This is a genomic window from Hydrogenophaga sp. IBVHS1 (genome assembly GCF_002127265.1).
In the GTDB taxonomy this organism is placed as follows: Bacteria; Pseudomonadota; Gammaproteobacteria; order Burkholderiales; family Burkholderiaceae_C; genus Hydrogenophaga.
Genome location: NZ_NFUU01000001.1, coordinates 1,926,719 through 1,945,208 on the forward strand (window position 1 = coordinate 1,926,719; position 18,490 = coordinate 1,945,208).

Annotated in this window: 14 protein-coding genes; 5 read left to right on the forward strand and 9 right to left on the reverse strand. The window is 64.2% G+C overall.

Translation table 11 applies throughout. The annotated features are described in order from the left end of the window. Window positions 1-7 precede the first annotated feature (7 nt). Window positions 8-3,349, reverse strand: a complete 3,342-nt coding sequence (locus tag CAP37_RS09160) for an exodeoxyribonuclease V subunit beta (protein WP_086124904.1) — start codon at window positions 3,347-3,349, stop codon at window positions 8-10. Next, on the reverse strand, window positions 3,346-5,694 hold the full coding sequence (locus CAP37_RS09165) for a PD-(D/E)XK nuclease family protein (RefSeq protein WP_256926996.1): 2,349 nt from the start codon (window positions 5,692-5,694) through the stop codon (window positions 3,346-3,348). Before CAP37_RS09165 ends, CAP37_RS09160 begins: the two co-directional genes overlap by 4 nt. A gap of 411 nt (window positions 5,695-6,105) precedes the next feature. Here CAP37_RS09165 and trxA point away from each other — a divergent pair, with 411 nt between their 5' ends. The 4 genes from trxA to CAP37_RS09185 all read left to right on the forward strand — a co-directional run bounded on the left by trxA (window position 6,106) and on the right by CAP37_RS09185 (window position 10,078). Beyond that, entirely contained in the window at window positions 6,106-6,438 is a 333-nt protein-coding gene (trxA, locus tag CAP37_RS09170) for a thioredoxin TrxA (RefSeq protein WP_086123884.1), read from the forward strand. Window positions 6,439-6,627: 189 nt separating this feature from the next. Then, window positions 6,628-7,890, forward strand: a complete 1,263-nt coding sequence (gene rho, locus CAP37_RS09175) for a transcription termination factor Rho (protein WP_086123885.1) — start codon at window positions 6,628-6,630, stop codon at window positions 7,888-7,890. A 98-nt stretch (window positions 7,891-7,988) separates the two neighbouring features. Then, the gene (locus CAP37_RS09180) at window positions 7,989-8,249 is read left to right on the forward strand and encodes a type B 50S ribosomal protein L31 (protein ID WP_086123886.1); all 261 of its coding nucleotides are present in this window, start codon (window positions 7,989-7,991) and stop codon (window positions 8,247-8,249) included. A gap of 95 nt (window positions 8,250-8,344) precedes the next feature. Next, window positions 8,345-10,078, forward strand: a complete 1,734-nt coding sequence (locus CAP37_RS09185; RefSeq protein ID WP_086123887.1) for a hypothetical protein — start codon at window positions 8,345-8,347, stop codon at window positions 10,076-10,078. A gap of 2 nt (window positions 10,079-10,080) precedes the next feature. Here the strand turns inward: CAP37_RS09185 and phoR are convergent, their stop codons facing one another. The 7 genes from phoR to pstS all read right to left on the reverse strand — a co-directional run bounded on the left by phoR (window position 10,081) and on the right by pstS (window position 16,781). Continuing rightward, window positions 10,081-11,400 (reverse strand): phosphate regulon sensor histidine kinase PhoR, encoded by a 1,320-nt coding sequence (gene phoR / locus CAP37_RS09190; protein ID WP_086123888.1) that lies wholly within the window; start codon window positions 11,398-11,400, stop codon window positions 10,081-10,083. Beyond that, the gene (phoB, locus tag CAP37_RS09195; RefSeq protein ID WP_086123889.1) at window positions 11,397-12,128 is read right to left on the reverse strand and encodes a phosphate regulon transcriptional regulator PhoB; all 732 of its coding nucleotides are present in this window, start codon (window positions 12,126-12,128) and stop codon (window positions 11,397-11,399) included. The genes phoR and phoB overlap by 4 nt, the downstream gene beginning before the upstream one ends. Window positions 12,129-12,234: 106 nt before the next feature. Continuing rightward, on the reverse strand, window positions 12,235-12,936 hold the full coding sequence (gene phoU / locus CAP37_RS09200) for a phosphate signaling complex protein PhoU (protein WP_086123890.1): 702 nt from the start codon (window positions 12,934-12,936) through the stop codon (window positions 12,235-12,237). Window positions 12,937-12,962: 26 nt separating this feature from the next. Further along, the gene (pstB, locus tag CAP37_RS09205) at window positions 12,963-13,757 is read right to left on the reverse strand and encodes a phosphate ABC transporter ATP-binding protein PstB (RefSeq protein ID WP_373271070.1); all 795 of its coding nucleotides are present in this window, start codon (window positions 13,755-13,757) and stop codon (window positions 12,963-12,965) included. A gap of 49 nt (window positions 13,758-13,806) precedes the next feature. Then, window positions 13,807-14,661 carry a phosphate ABC transporter permease PstA gene (pstA, locus tag CAP37_RS09210; protein ID WP_086123891.1) on the reverse strand — a complete coding sequence of 285 codons (855 nt, stop codon included), beginning with the start codon at window positions 14,659-14,661 and terminating at the stop codon, window positions 13,807-13,809. An 11-nt stretch (window positions 14,662-14,672) separates the two neighbouring features. Next, window positions 14,673-15,653, reverse strand: a complete 981-nt coding sequence (gene pstC, locus CAP37_RS09215; protein WP_256926922.1) for a phosphate ABC transporter permease subunit PstC — start codon at window positions 15,651-15,653, stop codon at window positions 14,673-14,675. A 96-nt stretch (window positions 15,654-15,749) separates the two neighbouring features. Then, on the reverse strand, window positions 15,750-16,781 hold the full coding sequence (gene pstS, locus CAP37_RS09220) for a phosphate ABC transporter substrate-binding protein PstS (protein WP_086123893.1): 1,032 nt from the start codon (window positions 16,779-16,781) through the stop codon (window positions 15,750-15,752). Between the two features lie 199 nt (window positions 16,782-16,980). Between pstS and ppx the strand changes: the two genes are divergently transcribed. After that, complete coding sequence (ppx, locus tag CAP37_RS09225; RefSeq protein WP_086123894.1) at window positions 16,981-18,465, forward strand: exopolyphosphatase; 1,485 nt, start codon at window positions 16,981-16,983, stop codon at window positions 18,463-18,465. The last annotated feature ends 25 nt before the right edge of the window (window positions 18,466-18,490 follow it).

Sequence of the window (18,490 nt, forward strand, 5' to 3'; positions counted from 1 at the left end):
TCAGTGTTCAAGAGGCATCCGTATCGGCCAGCACTTCGATGAGCCGGCCCTGCGCGTTGATGAAAGCCAGCCGCACTGTATCGCCCGGGCGCGCCGCGGCCATGGCGACGCGGTAGCGCTTCATCTGCGCGAGCAACTCGGGCTGACGTTCGGGGTGGACAGCGCTCTTGTGGTCCAGCACCCACCATTCGCCGCTGTCGCGGCGGCGCACCAGTCGATCCAGCCGCCAGAGCGCGCCTTGGTGGAACAGCTCGACTTCGTTGCCCCAGTGGTCGAGCAGATCGGCATCCCATGCCCACGCCGCCTCGCCCTGGACGATGCGGATTGCCATGGCCAGCGCATCGCGGGCTTGCGACGCATCCAGTTCGAATTCACGCGCCACGGCATGAGTGTGATCGTCGTTCCAGTTGAAGGCGCCGGCAGGTGTGGGTCGCCATTGCAGCAGCCGGTGCAGCGCCAGGCCAACGCGGGTGGCCGTGTCGTTCACGGAGAGTTCGACAGGCGCCGGCGACTTGGGCGACTCCACGGCCAGGGCGGGCAGGCGCGGCAGCGTGAAGGGCAGGTCTTGCAGCTGCGCCGCCACCGATCGGTGGTCGGCTTCGGGCGCGTCCAGGGGTTGGGCGAGCGGCTGCAGACGCTGGTACCACGTGGCAGAGGCTTCACGCCGGTGCGGCTCGAAACTGGAAATGACCAGCCGGGATTCGGCCCGCGTGATCGCTACGTACAGCGCGTTGAGTTCCTCCAGCGAGCGCGCCTGCTGTTCGATGGCCAATGCCCCGGCTGCACAAGCGGGTGGGTTTTTCTCGCTGGCGAGGAACACAAAACGACGTGGCACCGCTTCTTCGCCGGGCCAGTCCACCAGCACGCCCATGCTCTCGGGCCGCGAGCCGCCGGTGTCGGTGTCGAGCAGCAGCACGGTGTGGGCCTCCAGGCCCTTGGCGCCGTGGATGGTGAGCAGGCGCACCGCGCCGGGCGTGTGCAACGGTGTCGCCCGAATGCCGCCGGCCTTGAGGGCACGCACCAGCCGGTACGGTGTTAGGAACCGCCCGCCCTCCAGGGCAAGCGATTGCCCTAGCAAATCGCGCAACTGCGCCAGCACAGCCGGGCGCTGAGCGGCTGGAACAGTCTGTGCAAAGCGCGCGAGCAGGTCGCCATGGTCGTAGATGGCGGAGAGGGCGTCGTGCGGTGGCAGTTCGTTGACCCACTTCTGGTAAGTCGCCAGGCGCAGCGCTGCGTCCTGCAGTCGTTCATGCTGTGAGTCGTTCTGCGCCAGAGTGCGTTGCTCATCGGGGCTCAGGCTCCCGAAGCGCTGCAGAACAACCCACCAGGACAACCGCGCCGCCGAGGTCCCATCGACCAGGCGCGGAGGCGCCCAGAGAAGCCGAAGGCGCGCCAGTTGTGCCAGGTCGTCATCGCTGAAAAGAAACAGCGGAGACTTGAGCGCGCGCGCCAGGCTCAGGTCGTGCCCATTCGAAACCAGGGCGTCGAGCAGTGCGATGACGTCCTGCACCGCAGGGGCATCGCCGAGCTCCAGTTTCTCGGGCTGCTCGCTGGCGATGCCGCGCTCGCGCAGGGCCTCGAACATCCAGGCCAGCCGCTCGCGACGACGCGACAGCACCATGATTTGATCCGGCGCGACACGGCCGGAGGCGATCTCGGTGGCCACCCAGTTGGCCGCCTGGCGAGCTTCCAGCGCAGACATGGTTTCGTCCGGGAGCACGCGCGGCGTGACCAGGCTGTCACGCCATTCGCCCAAGTCGCCTGCGCCCTCTTCGCGTTCTCGCAAGCTGCGCGGCAACTGCGGCAGGCAGAGCACGGCACCATCCCCCATGCTCTCGGTGGTGTGGGCGCGAAAGTCGCTGCCGTATTCACCAGCCTGCACGGCGGCGGCCATGGCCTGGTTGAGCACATCCACCACGGCAGGAGCGCAGCGGCGGGTGTGGTCACAACTGAGCAGCACGCCCGCGAGTCCTTCAAGCACGAAGGCTTGAGCCGCCTTGAACACTTGCGGCTCGGCGCGGCGAAAACGGTAGATGGATTGTTTGGGATCGCCCACCAGGAACACGCAGGGCGCATCGCCCGAGCCGGCCCCGGCGTACGCGGAAAGCCAGCCGTAAAGCGTCTGCCACTGCAGCGGGTTGGTGTCCTGAAACTCGTCGATGAGCACGTGGCGCACGCGTGCGTCCAGCCGCTGCTGCAGCCAGCCGGAGAGCTCCGCGTCGCCCAGCAGGCGCCGCGCTGCACCTTCCACATCGTTCATGTCAACCCAGCCGCGTTCGCGCTTGAGTTCGGCAAAGCTGGCCAGCAGCACGCGCGTCAGGCGCGCCATGCGCTGGTGGTGTTGCCAGGCTGCCTGCTGGGCATGCGCCGCTTGCGCGCGCATCGCCAGATCCTGCGCGATCCGCACGGCTTCAATGCCGACGATTTTCTCGCCAAACTTTCGCGCCTCGCCCTTCTGGGTGAGCAAGGCCTCGAGCGCCAGGTCTGCATTGGCGTCGTCCAGCGCTCTGGCCAGCTCGACACCCTTGGCGGCGAAGGTGACCGCGCTGGCACGAGCCAGCGCCTGAGCCGCCTCGCGGAGCAAGGTCCCGGCGCGGGCGTCGCGCACCAGCCACTGCAGGGGATCGTCGAATCCGGCGAATTCAGGGAACAGCGCGGCCACGGTTTCCACCGACGTCTCGACCACGCCCGCCGCATCGGCGAGCGCGAATTCCACCCTCTTCTGAAGCGCCTTCTTCAAGGCATTTGCAGTCTGAGAGCGGCCGTGCTGCGCCACGCTGTCCACGAAATCTTGCCGGTCGGGTGGGCTTGCGACGAGCGCCGCATAAAAACGGGGCCACACCTGCGCCACCGCTTTTTCGTCGTCCTCCAGCAGCTCGTATTGAACCGGCAGGTGCAGCTCCTGCAACACGCTCAGTGGCGCGCCGCGCAGCAAGGCCGCGAACCAGCCGTGAAAGGTTCGCACCTGCACGGTACGGCCTTGCGCGAGCACCCGGGCGTGCAGGCCGCGCGCCTCGCTGGCGCGCCGCAACGCATCGCTCTCGCTCAAACCGCGCGAGCGCAGTTCGGCGGCGAGTTGCATATCAGAAAGGGTTGCCCAGCGGCGAAGCTCGGAATCCAGCCGGTCGCGCATTTCGCCAGCGGCCTTGCGGGTGAAGGTGATGGCCAGAATGTCCTGTGCTGCGCAGCCGTCCAGCAGCGCGCGAAGAATGCGAGAGACCAGCATCCAGGTCTTGCCAGCGCCGGCACAAGCCTCTACCGCCACGCTTCGCGCAGGATCGCAAGCCAGCGCGTAGAAATCTTCGCGGCTGGTGAGGGCGCCATTCAAGCGGTAGGCGGCGGCTTTCATGCGGCCTCCCAGAAGTCCTTGCGGCAAAGACCGCGCGCCGCACAGTGCTCGCAGACATTTCCTTCACCCAGTGCCGGCATCGGCGATCCTGCGGCCACGCGCGCCAGGTCGCGCACCAGACCTTCGCGCAGGCGTTCACGGGCCATCAGCACCTCGGGCTGTTCGATCAGCCGCGTGGGCGCATCCCTGGCGCTGTCGCCACGCTTGTCGGAAATGCTGAGGTAAGCGGCGCGCAGGTTTTCGTCGGGCAGCAGCGCAGCGTAGAACGCCAGTTGCGTGTCTTCCAGCGGCTGCTTGACGCGGCCCAGGGTCTTGTCGCGGGCTTCGGTCTTGTAGTCGATCACAAAGGGAATCGGGCCTTCGGGGCTGTCCTGGTGATCCACACGATCGAGCTTGCCGAACAAGGCCCACGGCCCGGCGCTGGCCCGAAGCTCGGCCTCTGCCTCAATGAATCGTGGTCCTGGCTGGCCGTCGCTGGCCTCGAAGCCTGCGAGCCACTCCAGATAACCATCGCGCAGGGCCGGCCATACCGCCTGGTAGGGCAGGAAGCCGGCACCCCCCTCGCCCGCGTTCAGGCCCATGGCCGCAGCCGTTTCATCTGCCAGACGGTTCAGCGCGGCGCGGTCCGCATCTCGCCCGGGGCGGGCGTCGCCGCGCTGTTCATGGAAGGCTCGCAGAACGGCGTGCAACCAGTTGCCCATGTCGCGCTGGTCGGGTTCGGCTTCGAGTTCGGCGGCCTCCACCAGTCGCAGCTGGCGCAACGCGAAGAAGCGGTAGGGGCAGTCGCGCAAATCCTGGTAGGCGCTGGCCGAGAGCGATTCTGGCAATACGTCGCGCGCGGAAGGACTTGGGCGGGCCGGCACTTGTGTTTGCAATGCCCGCTGCTCGCGAGGATCGGCCGCCGCCGACCCATCCAGTGCCTGCACCCAGGCGCTGGGCAGCACCGACTCGCCCCGCTCCTGCGTGCGCCACAGCAGGTCGAGCTCAGGCATTGCCAGCGTGGACTGCCAGGAGCTGAGGGCCGCCAGCGCGATGGCCTCGCGCGAGGGCAGGCCCAGCAACGCTCGCTGTGCGGTGGTCCAGTCTCCAGGCGGCTCTGGGCTCGGACTCAGGTGCAGTTCGTCACAGCCCGGCACCACAGTGGCCGCGAATTCCCGGCCGAGCAACTGCGCCATCGGCAGCACGACCACGGCAGAAGCACCCTCGCTGGAGGGCGTGAAGCTCGCGCCTTCCAGCACCTCGCGCACCCAGCTCGTGAATGCCGCCAGCGACAACCGCGCGCCGCTACGCGTTCGTGTGCCAGGCGCTTCAAAGGCCTCGGACAAACCGGCAAGCTCGTTCGCCGCGCCATCGCCCAGGCGCAACACCCGGAGCATCTGCTGACCCGCCGGGTCGGCCATCAACACATCCCATTGGCCCACCGCACGCAGCGCAGCCGCCACATCGGCCAGCCAGGTGGTCAACGGCCGCCCCGCCTGCAAGCTTTCCAGCAAAGGCGCCAGGCCCTCGGGCAAAGCGGCGGCCAATCGTCGGCTGCCGAGCGCCTCCTTCCAGCGCGAGACGCCCAGCTCTCGTGCGAGTTGTTCCAGCGACTGCACCGCGATATCTGGCCAGTGCCTGACCTGCTTGAGCACATCCAGCACGTCGTCCATGGAAGCCCGGGCATCTGCCGCCCGCAACAGGCTCATGAGGACAGCCGCAGCGTGTGTGGTTGAAAGCTTCCAGCCGGTTTCGTCGCGCACCGAGAGACCGGCGCCATTCAACATGGCACTGACGCGGCGCGTGAGCAGGCGATCGTTGGCCACCAGGGCCACCGGCGCCAGACCCGCGTTGACTCGCGCGATCACACAGGCGGCGGCGCGCTGGGCTTCGTCCTCGGCGTCGCCGCAGGCATGCATGCGCGGCGCCGTCGTCCTATTTGAGGACTCATAGAACTCAAGAAAGGGCAGCACCAGAGCCCGCGTTTCCCAATGCGCCACCAGGGCATCGGCCAGGGGGTCGTGATGGAAACCTCGCAGCACCACGAGCAGATCCGAATTGGCGCCCGGGATGGCGGACTCGCCCCACAAGGTGTCTGACTGGTAAGCCGAGGTGCTGGCCCAGGTGAGGGCAAGGGAAGCCAGCAGGCCTTCCCACTGCAGCGCTTGCAGGTCCGGAGCAAGGGCCTGGCGAAGAGGTGCGGCCCAGGCAAGGCGGGCGGCTGGGGGCACAGCGGCTGCCAGCGGGGCAAGTTGCCGCGCGGACTCGACGAGGCGAGAGACCATGGCCGCGCGCAGGTCGGCATCGCCCCTGGCAGGCGCCACTCGATCGATGAGGGCCGAGGCCACCAGGCTGTCTCGCGCCATGTCCACGCCAAGCTCCCGGGGGCCCGGAGAGAATGGTTGAAGGGTTGAGGCCCAGTTTCGGCTCGATTCGAACCGTGGGGCAAACCCGCTGGGGTGGGCCGTGGCCCAGGCGCGCCGACCGGCATCCATGAGTTGCGCGTAGGGCACCATGACGACCGTGCGACCTGCCGCTACACCGCGTTCTTCCATTGCCGAGGCGATGCACTGCACAAGCCTCGACCAAGCCCTCGCAGCCGGATGTTCCCCCACTGCCGGCGGGGCATCGCGGGATGGGCTTGCTGGCGTCATGAAATGGGGGTTTCTGTCACAATGGTGCGGATCGTGCGCGCAGGGGGTGTTCCGTCTCCGTTTCCCCTCTCTGGCATGTGCTCAAACTGTAACCTCCCCGTTCAACGCTTTTTAGGATGAATCATGGCCAGCGACCTGATCAAACACGTTTCCGATGCGAGCTTCCAGGCCGATGTTCTGGAAGCCAAGGCGCCGGTGCTGGTGGACTTCTGGGCCGAGTGGTGCGGTCCTTGCAAGATGATTGCGCCCATCCTCGATGAAGTGGCGGGCTCCTACGACGGCAAGCTCAAGATCGCCAAGCTCAACGTGGACGACAACCGCGATGTTCCCGCCAAGTTTGGCATCCGGGGTATCCCCACGCTCATGCTCTTCAAGGATGGCCAGCTGGCCGCCACCAAGGTGGGCGCGCTGAGCAAGGCTCAGCTCACCGCCTTCCTCGACCAGCAACTGGCCTGAAGGCTGCCGCTGTGCGGCCCGGGTGCAACGCCCGGGCCTCGTTTCACTTCCTCCCCCCGCTTTTCCTGTCATAATTTGCGCCAGCGGGCCTGACAGACGCCTGCTCACCATCTCGCGCACCGTCCGCCACCCGGACGCCAGCGCCCCCTCCCCCGGTTACTGACTCAACTCCCTCCCGGAGTGAATTCCATGCACCTCAACGAACTCAAGGCACTGCACGTGTCTGAAGTCCTCAAGCAGGCCGAAGCGCTCGAAATCGAGAACACCGGCCGCATGCGCAAACAGGAACTGATGTTTGCGATCATCAAGAAGCGCGCCAAAGGCGGCGAACTGGTGTACGCAGACGGTGTCCTCGAAGTGCTGCCCGACGGCTTCGGTTTCCTGCGTGCACCGGACACCAGCTACACCGCCAGCACCGACGACATCTACATCTCGCCCAGTCAGATCCGCCGCTTCAATCTGCACACCGGCGACATGATCGAAGGCGAGGTCCGGATTCCGAAGGATGGGGAGCGCTACTTCGCACTCAACAAACTCGACAAGATCAACGGCTTGCCCCCCGAGGACAACAAGCACAAGATCATGTTCGAGAACCTGACGCCCCTGTTCCCCAAGGAACAGATGCGGCTGGAGCGCGACATCAAGAGTGAAGAGAACATCACCGGGCGCGTGATTGACATCATTGCGCCCATCGGCCGCGGCCAGCGCGCGCTGATCGTGGCGCCGCCCAAGAGCGGCAAGACGGTCATGATGCAGCACATCTGCCATGCCATCTCCGCCAACCACCCCGAAGTGGAGTTGATGGTGCTGCTGGTGGATGAGCGTCCGGAAGAAGTGACGGAAATGCAGCGCACCGTGCGCGGAGAAGTCATCGCCTCCACCTTCGACGAACCTGCCGCGCGGCACGTGCATGTGGCCGAAATGGTCATTGAGCGTGCCAAGCGCCTGGTGGAGCTCAAGAAGGACGTGGTGATCATGCTCGACTCGATCACCCGCCTGGCCCGGGCCTACAACAACGTGCTGCCCTCCAGCGGCAAGGTGCTGACCGGCGGTGTCGATGCCAACGCCCTGCAACGCCCGAAACGCTTCTTTGGCGCAGCGCGAAAGATCGAGGAAGGCGGCTCGCTCACCATCATCGCCACCGCGCTGGTCGACACCGGAAGCCGCATGGATGAAGTGATCTTCGAAGAGTTCAAGGGCACCGGCAACTGCGAAATCCATCTGGATCGCCGCCTGTACGAAAAACGTGTGTTCCCGTCCATTCAGCTCAACCGCAGCGGAACCCGCCGCGAAGAATTGCTGCTGCAGCCCGAGATCCTGCAGAAGACCCGCATCCTGCGGCAGTTCATGTACAACATGGACGAAATCGAGGCCATGGAAATGGTTCTCAAGAGCATGAAGTCGACCAAGAACAACTCCGAGTTCTTCGACATGATGCGGCGTGGCGGCTGACAGCCTGTTTGCTGCTAGAATCGAAGGCTTTGCACATTGCGAGAAGTACGGGGAAATGGTTTCCCTGCGGCTGCCGCACCTGAACTGAAGGAACCGCCATGAAAGAAGGCATTCACCCCAACTACCGGGAAGTCTGCTTCCAGGACCTCTCCAATGGCTTCAAATTCGTGACCCGCTCCTGCGCGAACACGAAAGAGATGATCAAGATGGAAGACGGCCGCGAGCTGCCGCTGTACAAGCTGGACACCTCCAGCGAGTCGCACCCCTTCTACACCGGCACGCAAAAAAGCGTGGACAACATGGGTGGCCGCGTGGAGCGCTTCCGCAACCGCTACGGCAAGGGCACGCCCGCCAAGTAATCGGCGGTGTGCATGGACACTGCCAGCCCGCTGGGGGTGTCTCATATAGAAAGCAGCCTGCCGGCTGCTTTTTTTTGCCTTGTATATTCCCAGAAGTGAACCAACCCACCCCCGCCATCGTCAGCCAAGCGGCCGTGCGGCGCCTGCCCCGGCTGGCGCTGTTCCTTTTTTGTGCGGCCTATGTTCTACCCGGCTTCCTGGGGCGTGAACCGTGGAAGAACCACGATGTCTCGGCGTTTGGCGTCATGCTGGAAATGGCGGCTGGGCACAGCGGATGGTGGTCGCCCCAGGTTCTGGGTCTCGCGGTCGAAGACGCGGGCCCGCTGCCCTACTGGCTGGGAGCGGCCTTCATCCGCCTGCTCCCTTTCTTCTCTCCCGAATTCGCCGTACGGATACCGTTTGCCCTGCTTCTGGCACTGACCCTCACGTGCACCTGGTACACGGTCTACCACCTCGCCCGTCAACCCGCCGCTCAGCCAGTGGCCTTCGCCTTCGGGGGTGAGGCCAACCCCACCGACTACGCCCGGGCGCTGGCCGATGCCGGGCTGCTTGCACTGGTGGCGTGCCTGGGTCTCGCCCAGCTGTCCCACGAGACCACGCCCGACCTCACCCGCCTGGCAATGGTGTCCCTGCTGCTGTTCTCAGCCGCCCGTCTCGCCCATGCGGGGAGCCGTCAACCTTGGCGAACGGTAGGCATCTGGAGTCTTGCGACCCTTTCGCTGGTGTTCAGTGGCGCACCCTGGATCGCTGCCCTGCTGGGTGCCGGGCTTTTGCTGGTGTTGTGGGTGGCACGCCGCGGCAGTTCATTGCTCGCACCAGAAACCGACTGGCTGCTGGAAGCGCCCAAGAGCGTTCGCAACCCGCTCCTGTGGTGCACTGTGGCGCTGGTGCTGGTGCTGGGCACCGCCTTCCTGACCGGCCAGCTGCCGGCTCCGACGTTGCTGGTGCCACTGGACCAGGTGCAGTGGCGCAACTGGGGCAAGCTGCTGATCTGGTTCACCTGGCCTGCATGGCCGCTCGCACTTTGGACCTTATGGCGATGGCGCCATCAGTTGCTCCGTCCTCACGTCGCCCTGCCCCTTTGGGCGGTCCTGGTGAACGCGAGCCACAGCGCACTGTCCGACGAGCGCGACCGCGCCCTGCTGCTGGCACTGCCGGCGCTGGCGGCGCTGGCAGCCTTTGCGCTCCCCACCTTGAGGCGCAGCGTTTCAGCGCTGGTGGACTGGTTCACCCTGCTTTTCTTTTCAGGCTGCGCATTGGTGATCTGGGTGATCTGGTTTGCCATGCAGACCGGCGTACCGGCCAAGCCGGCCGCCAACGTGGCCAAGCTGGCGCCCGGCTTTGTGCCGGAGTTTTCGCTTTTGCTCTTTGTGCTGGGTGCAGTAGCCACCGGGGCGTGGATATGGCTGGTCGCCTGGCGAGTGGGAAAGCACCGGCAGGCCCTCTGGAAGAGTCTGATCCTTCCAGCAGCTGGCAGCACGCTGTGCTGGCTGTTGCTCATGACACTGTGGCTTCCTCTGCTCGACTTCGGGCGCAGCTACGGCCCCATTTCTCGTGGCGTCGCAGGGCTCGTGGACCGCCAGCAATGCGTGCTGGCCGACGGGCTTACCCAGGCGCAGATCGCAGCACTGCAGTACCACGGCGAACTCCAGCTCGTGCTCACGGGATCGGGCTCGGGCGACGTCTGCCGCAGCCTGGTCGTCTCACCAGACACCCAGTCCACCCTGGACCTCCGCGTGGATCTCACGCAATGGGCGTTCAAGGCAACGGTGCGGCGCCTGACGGACAGCAAGGAAAGCCTTCTGGTCTACCAGCGGGTCAGCCGGTAGCACTAGCCAGTGACGCGCTCCCGCACTCTGGAGGGAGGCAGCGCGATCACAAATGTGGAGCCTTCACCCAGCGCGCTGTGCACCTCGATGCGTCCGCCGTGCCGCTGGGCCACGTGTTTGACGATGGCCAGTCCGAGGCCCGTGCCACCTGTTTCGCGCGAGCGGCTGCGGTCGACCCGATAAAAGCGCTCGGTCAGTCGCGGCAGGTGCTCGGCCGCAATGCCGGGACCCGTATCGGTCACGTAAAACTCCACCCAGCCATCTTCGCGCATGCGCCAGCCAGCGCGGATCTGACCGCCTCCGGGCGTGTAGCGCACCGCGTTGCTCAAGAGATTGGACATGGCGCTGAGCAGCTCGGTTTTCGCTCCCGAAATCCAGAGGTCGGGGCCAGGCATCCCCTGCACATCGTGCGGCGTCGGCGCAATGGCCTGTGTGAGTCCACGCGCCTCCTGCACCGCATGCGTCAGCAGTTCTTCGCTGTCGATCCACTCGCCAGGTCCAGGCGCTGGGCTGCCTTCGAGGCGAGAAAGGGTGAGCAGATCACTCACCAGCGTCTGCATGCGCTGGGCCTGCTGGCTCATGAGGTCGAGGTAGCGCGAGCGGTCGGCCTCTTCAAGCGGAATGTTCTGCATGGTTTCCACGAACCCGCTGAGCACCGTGAGCGGCGTGCGTATCTCGTGCGAAACGTTGGCCACGAAATCGCGCCGCATGGTCTCGGCCAGCTGCACGGCGGTGACATCGCGTGTGATCATGAGCTTGCGCTTCTTGCCGTAAGGGTGAACCTGCAGAGAAATCTTGGTCGGCTGCGACGGCCTGGGCCCAGGACCGTCGATCTGAATTTCATGACCGAAATCGCCCCCACCCAGGTAAGCCGTGAACGCCGGATTTCGCACCAGATTGCGCACGTACTGGCCGAGGTCGCGTTGTGGGTCGAATCCCAGGTGGTTGGCTGCGGTGAGGTTGGACCACTCGATGCGCCCGGATGAATCCAGCAGCACCACGCCATTCGGCGAAGCCTGGATGGCGGCCAGAAAATCCTCCAGCCGGGCGTCGCTGCTTTGTGCCTTCTTCTCCAGCTTCTTGATGAGCTTGCGGCAGCGGTCGACCATTTCGCCCCAGGTACCGCCGATGCGAGGTGCGCGTGCGCCATCCGCCTTGGTGAGCCAGCGCAGCACGCGACGTGCACGCAGACCGTCCAGAAACGACCAGGCCAAAGCGCCACAAAGCGCACCGCCAAACGTCCAGCCGGCGGAATCCTGCATCCAGCCAAGAACCGCTCCCAGCGCCACCAGGAGCAGCAGTTCAATCGCCCGACGGGTCATGCCGTGGGGATGCTGGCGCCCTGAGCCGGTTTCCCGGTGTTGTTCATCGCCGTGAGGCGATAGCCAGCGCCGCGCACCGTCTCAACCATGCCGGACGCTTCACCCAGAGATTCTCTCAATCGTTTGACATGCACGTCCACGGTACGCTCCTCGATGAAAACATGGTCTCCCCAGACCTTGTCGAGCAGCGTACCACGGGTGTGTACCCGCTCAGCATGCTTCATGAGGTAGTGCAACAGCTTGAATTCGGTAGGCCCCACCTTGAGTTCGGAGCCCCGGAATGTGACCCGGTAGGTGGCTGCGTCGAGCGAGAGTTCGCTCACCTGCACGGAGTCGTTCACCACCTCGGGCGCTCTGCGGCGCAGCACCGCCCGAATGCGAGCGAGCAGCTCCTGCGTGGAAAACGGCTTGGTGATGTAGTCGTCCGCACCGGCGTCCAGCCCCTGTACCTTGTCGGACTCGTCGCTTCGCGCAGTCAGCATCAGGATGGGAATGGTCTTGGTGCGCTCGTTCTTGCGCCACTGGCGAGCCAGAGAGGCACCGCTCTCACCGGGGAGCATCCAGTCCAGCAGGATCACATCGGGCAGCACAGCATCGACTTCGCGCTGCGCAGCGATTCCGTCGAACACGACCGTCGGCGCAAAGCCGTTGTGCCGAAGGTTGACGGCGATCAGTTCGGCAATGGACGGCTCGTCCTCAACGACAAGAACGCGAGGCAGTTTTCTCACGCCAATGCCCCCATAGATGGCAGCGCAGAACCGGCTTTGCCGGGCTGCAGCTGGCGCCCCCCTCCCAGGGGGGTGACGCGAAGCGGCGCGGGGGGGAGCATATTTCTCATCCGACGACCGACTCCACTTTCTCCATGGAGGTGTGGCGAACGTCCTCACCCTTCACGATGAAGATGATCTGTTCGGCAATGTTCTTGGCATGGTCGCCCACGCGCTCGATGGACTTGGCCAGGAACAGCAGGTCCAGGCTGGGCGAGATGGTGCGGGGATCTTCCATCATGTAGGTGATGAGCTTGCGCAGAAAGCCGTTGTATTCGTCGTCGATCGCATTGTCGCCCTTGATGATGGCCACCGCCATCGTGGTGTCCAGACGGGCGAACGAGTCGAGCGTCTTGCGCAGGAGCGCAGCGGCCAGGTCGGCGGCCACGCGCAACTCCGAGCTGGGCAGATTGCGGGGCGAACCGTTTTCGATGATGGATTTGACCATGCGGGCAATGCGCGCCACTTCGTCGCCAGCGCGCTCGAGGTTCTGCGTGGTGCGCGAAATCGCCATGAGGAAACGCAGGTCGCGCGCGGTGGGTTGACGGCGGCCGATGGTGGAAATGATCTCGTGATCAATCTGCAGTTCCATCTGGTTGATGCGGTTTTCATTCTCGATCACCTGCTCTGCCGATTCCATGCTCATGTGCACCAGGGCGTAAACGGCCTGATGAAGCTGCGATTCGACCAGGCCGCCCATCTCGAGCACCTGCGTGGAGATGGAGTTGAGTTCGGCGTCGAACTGGCTGGAGATGTGTTTGTCGCTCATGGAGGTGTCTCTCGTTGGGGCCTGGATCAGCCGAAGCGTCCGGTGATGTAGTCTTCCGTCTCGGTCTTGGCGGGCTTGAAGAAGATCTGTTCGGTGGTGCCGAACTCGATCAGCTCACCCAGGTACATGTAGGCGGTGTAGTCGCTGCAGCGCGCGGCCTGCTGCATGTTGTGCGTGACGATGGCGATGGTGTAGTCCTGCTTGAGTTCGTGCACCAGTTCTTCGACCTTGCCTGTGGAAATGGGATCGAGCGCGGAGGTGGGTTCGTCGAGCAACAACACCGAGGGCTTCACGGCCACACTCCGTGCAATACACAAGCGCTGCTGCTGTCCGCCCGAGAGCGACAGACCACTCTGGTGCAGTTTGTCTTTCACCTCTTTCCACAGCGCCGCCTTCGACAGCGCCCATTCCACGCGCTCTTCCATGTCGTTCTTGTCCAGATTTTCGTAGAGCTTCACGCCGAAGGCGATGTTGTCGTAGATCGACATGGGAAACGGCGTGGGCTTCTGGAACACCATGCCGATGCGCGCGCGCAGCAGGTTGATGTCCTGCTTCGCGTCCAGGATGTCCTGACCGTAAAACAGGATCTGCCCCTCGGCACGCTGGCCAGGGTAAAGGCTGTACATGCGGTTGAGCGTGCGCAGCAGCGTGGATTTGCCACAACCCGAGGGCCCGATGAACGCGGTCACCTTGCGTTCCTCGACGTTCATGTTGACGTTCTTCAGGCCTTGAAACTTGCCATAGAAGAAGCTCAGGTTGCGAAGTTCGAGCGCGTTTCGCGTGGCGGGCTTCTCGGCGGGCTGGGTGGCGAGTGCGGGCATGGTCATGTCCATGAGAATGGTGTTTCCGGGTTTGTTGGTGTTGGTTTGATCAGTTCGCCGATTTTTCCCGGAGGAACACGCGCGCCACGATGTTGAGCACCAGCACTGAGAGGGTAATGAGCAATGCGCCGCCCCAGGCCAGCCGGATCCAGTTGTCGTAGGGGCTGAGCGCGAACTGGAAAATTACCACCGGCAAATTGGCCATGGGCGCGCCCATGTCGGTGCTGAAAAACTGGTTGTTGAGCGCCGTGAACAACAGCGGTGCGGTTTCTCCACTGATGCGGGCCACTGCCAGCAGCAGACCGGTCATCACGCCACTGCGGGCCGCGCGCAGCGTCACCATGGTGGCCACTTTCCAGCGCGGAGCACCCAGGGCGAAGGCCGCTTCCCGCAGGCTGCCGGGCACCAGGCGCAGCATGTTCTCGGTGGTGCGCACCACCACAGGCACGGCAATCAGCGAAAGCGCAAGGCTCCCAGCCCACCCTGAGAAATTGCCCACTGTGGCCACCGCGATGGCGTAGACAAACAAGCCCAGCACGATGGAAGGCGCCGACAGCATGATGTCGGTCACGAAACGCGTGAGTTCGGCCGTCTTGCTTTGATCGCCGTACTCGGCGAGGTAGACCCCGGCCAATATGCCAATGGGCGTGGAGACCAGAACCGAAAAGCCCACCATCATCAGGCTGCCCACGATGGCGTTGGCGAGGCCACCGCCTTCGCTGCCGGGCGCGGGCGTGGACTGCGTGAACATGTTCCAATCCAGCGCCTTGAAGCCGTTGGTGAACAGCACGCTCAAAATCCAGAGCAGCACCACCAGGCCGAGCACCATGGCCCCCATGGACAGCGTGAGGCCGATGGCGTTGGAGCGCTGGCGCTTCTTGTAAAGGGATTGATTGAATTCCATCGAATGTGACCTCACAGGCCCTTGGCCTTCTCGGCCCGCATCAACATGATCTTGGCCGCCGACAGCACCAGGAAGGTGATGACGAACAGCAGGAAGCCCAGCGCAAAGAGCGTTGAGAGGTGGAAGTCGGCAGCCTCACCGAATTCGTTGGCCAGCGTAGACGCAATGGAGGTGCCTGGCGAGAACAGCGAGGTGGGCATGCGGTTGGCGTTGCCGATCACAAAGGTCACGGCCATCGTTTCGCCCAGCGCTCGACCCAGCCCCAGCATGATCCCGCCAATCACGCCCTTTTGCGTGTAGGGCAACACCACGCGCCGCACCACTTCCCAAGTGGTGCAACCCAGGCCGTAGGCCGACTCGCGCAGGATCGGTGGAACGATCTCGAACACATCGCGCATCACCGCCGCCACAAAGGGCAGCACCATGAAAGCCAGCACGATGCCAGCGGCCAGAATGCCAAAGCCGTTGGTGCTGCCACCAAACAAGAAACCCACCAGCGGCATGCCGCCGAGCATCTGCTGCACCGGCACCTGGAAGTAATCTGCGAACAGCGGCGCAAACACGAACAGGCCGAACATGCCGTAGATGATGGACGGTACCGCCGCCAGCAGTTCAACCGCCGTACCCAGAGGGCGGCGCAGCCAGACCGGGCAGGTTTCGGTAAGGAACAGCGCAATGCCGAAGGCAAGCGGCACGGCGATCAGCAGCGCGATGCCAGCACTGGCCAGCGTGCCGACGATGGCAATGGCCGCGCCAAATTCTTCGTTGATGATGTCCCACTCAACGCGCCAGACGAATTCGATACCGAATTTCTGGAAGGTGGGCCAGGCATTGATGAACAGCGAAACTATGATGCCGAGCAATGCAACCAGCACCAGCAGCGAAAAAGCCTGCGTGAGGCGGTGAAACACAACGTCCTCGAACCGCTGGCGTCTGGCGATCGACGCCATGTTCGGGTTGTCCAGTTCCATGGACACGGGCTGCTGGCTCATGGTGGTTCCCACGTTCATATTGACTCCCAAGTCGGTTCTCCCCGACCCCGAACGCACATCCGCTCGAGGCGGATGCGTGTTTCGGGGTAGCCTGCCTTACTTGGCGATCTGCGTCCAGACCTTCGAACGGATTTGAGCCGTCAGGGCGTCAGGCAGGGGCACGTAGTCCAGCTCAGCAGCCAGTCCCTTGCCGTTCTTGAACGCCCAGTCAAAAAACTTCAGCACTTCGGCGGATTGCGCCTTGTCGGCCGGATCCTTGTACATCAGGATGAACGAAGCGGTGCTCACGGGCCAGCTCTCGGCGCCCTTGGCATTGACCATCGAAATACCCATGCCGGGTGCGCTGAACCAGTCGGCACCCGCCGCGGCGGCAGCAAACGCCTTGTCGTCAGGGCTGACGTACTTGCCGTCGGCGTTCTGCAGCTGCAGGAAGTTCATGTTGTTCTTCTTCACGTAGGCGTACTCCACGTAGCCCAGCGCGCCCTTGACACGGTTGACGTTGGCGGCCACGCCTTCGTTGCCCTTGCCACCCACGGAAGAAGCTGCAGGCCACTTCACGGCGGCGCCCTTGCCAACGGTGTCGGCCCAATCCTTGCTCACGGCGGTGAGGTAGTCGGTCCAGTTGAAGGTCGTGCCCGAACCGTCGGCGCGGTGCACCACGGTGATGTTGGCGTCTGGCAGGGTCTTGCCCGGGTTCAGGGCGACCAGCTTGGGATCGTTCCACTTGGCGATCTTGCCGAGGAACATTTCGGCCAGCACGGGGCCGGTCACGCGCAGCTCGCCGGGCTTGAAGCCTTCGAGGTTGATCACGGGCACGGTGCCACCGATGATGGCGGGAAACTGAACCATGCCGTCTTTGTCCAGGTCGGCGCCGGCCACCGGCGCGTCGGTAGCACCAAAGGCCACGGTTTTGGCGCGGATCTGGCGAATGCCACCCGAAGAACCGATCGACTGGTAGTTCAGGCCGGTGCCGGTTTCCTTCTTGTAGGCTTCAGCCCACTTGGCGTAAATGGGGAACGGGAAGGTAGCGCCTGCGCCGGTGATGTCGGCGGCCAGGGCGGAACCCATGCCTGCGGTGGCCATCGCGGCGGCTGCCACGGTCTTGAGGAAAGTGCGTTTGGTGAACATTCGAGACTCCTTGCGGTTGGAAAGGGAACAAGGACGACTCTAGGCAGGCTATGTGACAACACCGTGACAACTGCGCTCTGTCACAACCCACGGCTTGCGGCCCCGACTGAACCCTGGCAGCCATGCGTCACAATTCGGCCCTGACTCTGCTTCACCCTGCCGCCCCATCGGCCCTGTTCGGCCCGCCACCCCGCCACGCATGCAAAACGGAACCCTTCTAGCCGCCATTGACCTTGGCTCCAACAGTTTCCGTCTGGAGATCGGTCGCTACCATTCGGGGCACATCGAGCGCATCGAATACCTCAAGGAAACCGTGCGCCAGGGCAACGGGCTGGACGAGGACAAATTGCTCAGCCAGGCCGCCATGGAGCGCGGCTGGGAGTGTCTGGCACGGTTTGCCGAGCGATTGCACGGCTTCAAGAAGCAGCAGGTGCGAGCTGTGGCCACGCAGACCCTGCGCGAAGCAAAAAACCGGGAGGAATTCCTGCGCAACGCCCAGGCCATCCTGGGTTTTTCGATTGATGTGGTGTCTGGTTACGAGGAAGCCCGGCTGATTTACCAGGGCGTATCGCGCCTGCTGCCCCATTCGGACGAAAAACGCCTGGTGGTCGACATCGGCGGCCGCTCCACCGAGATGATTCTGGGCGAAGGCTACCGGGCACGCACCATGGAGTCCTACCGGCTGGGGAGCGTGGCTTGGTCAAACCGGTATTTCCCACGCGGCCAGTTCAACGCCGCCGCCTTCAAGACCGCCGAGGTCGCCGCCAAGGCGGTGATCGACGACGCGCTGGACAAATTTGCGCCCTCCGAATGGAACGTGGCCTACGGCTCCTCTGGAACGGTGGGCGCGGTCGCCGATATGCTGGGAGCCAATGGCTGGGCCACGGGATTGATCACGCGATCGGGGTTGGACTGGCTCGTGGACCGGATGATCAAGTCCGGCAGTTCGGACCAGATGCGACTGGAAGGCCTCAAGGACGACCGCCGACCGGTGATTGGCGGCGGCGTGAGCGTGTTGCGCGCTATTTTCGACCTGTTCGACATCCAGCAAATGGTGCCGGCCCAGGGCGCGCTGCGCCACGGTGCTCTGTACGACCTGATCGACCGCGACACCGATGGCGGCGACGTGCGCGAGCGCACCGTGCTCTGGCTGGCCAACCGTTTCTCGGCCGATGAGGCGCAGGGCAAGCGCGTGAGCGACGTGAGCACCGCCCTGTTCTCGCAGATTGCGGCACTGGACGCGCAGAACGAGCGTTATTCGCAGAAGCTGGCATGGGCTGCACGCCTACACGAAATCGGCACGCACATTTCTCACGAACGCTCGCATCACCATGGTGCCTACATCCTGGACAACGTCGACGCGCGCGGCTTCTCTCTGCCAGAACTCCACCGAATGAGCCAGCTGGTGCTGGGCCAGCGCGGCAAGCTGCGCAAGCTGGAGGAATCGCTGCATGACGAGCTGTTCGCGAAGCAGCTCATGGCGTTGCGTCTGGCCGTGCTCCTGTGCCATGCGCGCCAGAAGCCTGAGTACGAATCCGTCAAGCTCAGCTACAAGTCGCGCGCATTCAAACTCGCCACCAACCCTGGCTGGGCACGGCGCTATCCGCAATCGGCCTGGCTGCTGGGTGAAGAAGTGCTGGCCTGGCAAAAGACCGCCTGGAAGTTCACCGCCGACATCCGGTGACACCGTTGCGTCATGCCTCTGACAC

Coding starts and splice junctions, on each gene's coding strand:
- CAP37_RS09160 (WP_086124904.1), bottom strand. CDS start 3,349: ATGAAAGCCGCCGCCTACCGCTTGAATGGCGCCCTCACCAGCCGCGAA.
- CAP37_RS09165 (WP_256926996.1), bottom strand. CDS start 5,694: ATGGCGCGAGACAGCCTGGTGGCCTCGGCCCTCATCGATCGAGTGGCG.
- trxA (WP_086123884.1), top strand. CDS start 6,106: ATGGCCAGCGACCTGATCAAACACGTTTCCGATGCGAGCTTCCAGGCC.
- rho (WP_086123885.1), top strand. CDS start 6,628: ATGCACCTCAACGAACTCAAGGCACTGCACGTGTCTGAAGTCCTCAAG.
- CAP37_RS09180 (WP_086123886.1), top strand. CDS start 7,989: ATGAAAGAAGGCATTCACCCCAACTACCGGGAAGTCTGCTTCCAGGAC.
- phoR (WP_086123888.1), bottom strand. CDS start 11,400: ATGACCCGTCGGGCGATTGAACTGCTGCTCCTGGTGGCGCTGGGAGCG.
- phoU (WP_086123890.1), bottom strand. CDS start 12,936: ATGAGCGACAAACACATCTCCAGCCAGTTCGACGCCGAACTCAACTCC.
- pstB (WP_373271070.1), bottom strand. CDS start 13,757: ATGCCCGCACTCGCCACCCAGCCCGCCGAGAAGCCCGCCACGCGAAAC.
- pstA (WP_086123891.1), bottom strand. CDS start 14,661: ATGGAATTCAATCAATCCCTTTACAAGAAGCGCCAGCGCTCCAACGCC.
- pstC (WP_256926922.1), bottom strand. CDS start 15,653: ATGAGCCAGCAGCCCGTGTCCATGGAACTGGACAACCCGAACATGGCG.
- pstS (WP_086123893.1), bottom strand. CDS start 16,781: ATGTTCACCAAACGCACTTTCCTCAAGACCGTGGCAGCCGCCGCGATG.
- ppx (WP_086123894.1), top strand. CDS start 16,981: ATGCAAAACGGAACCCTTCTAGCCGCCATTGACCTTGGCTCCAACAGT.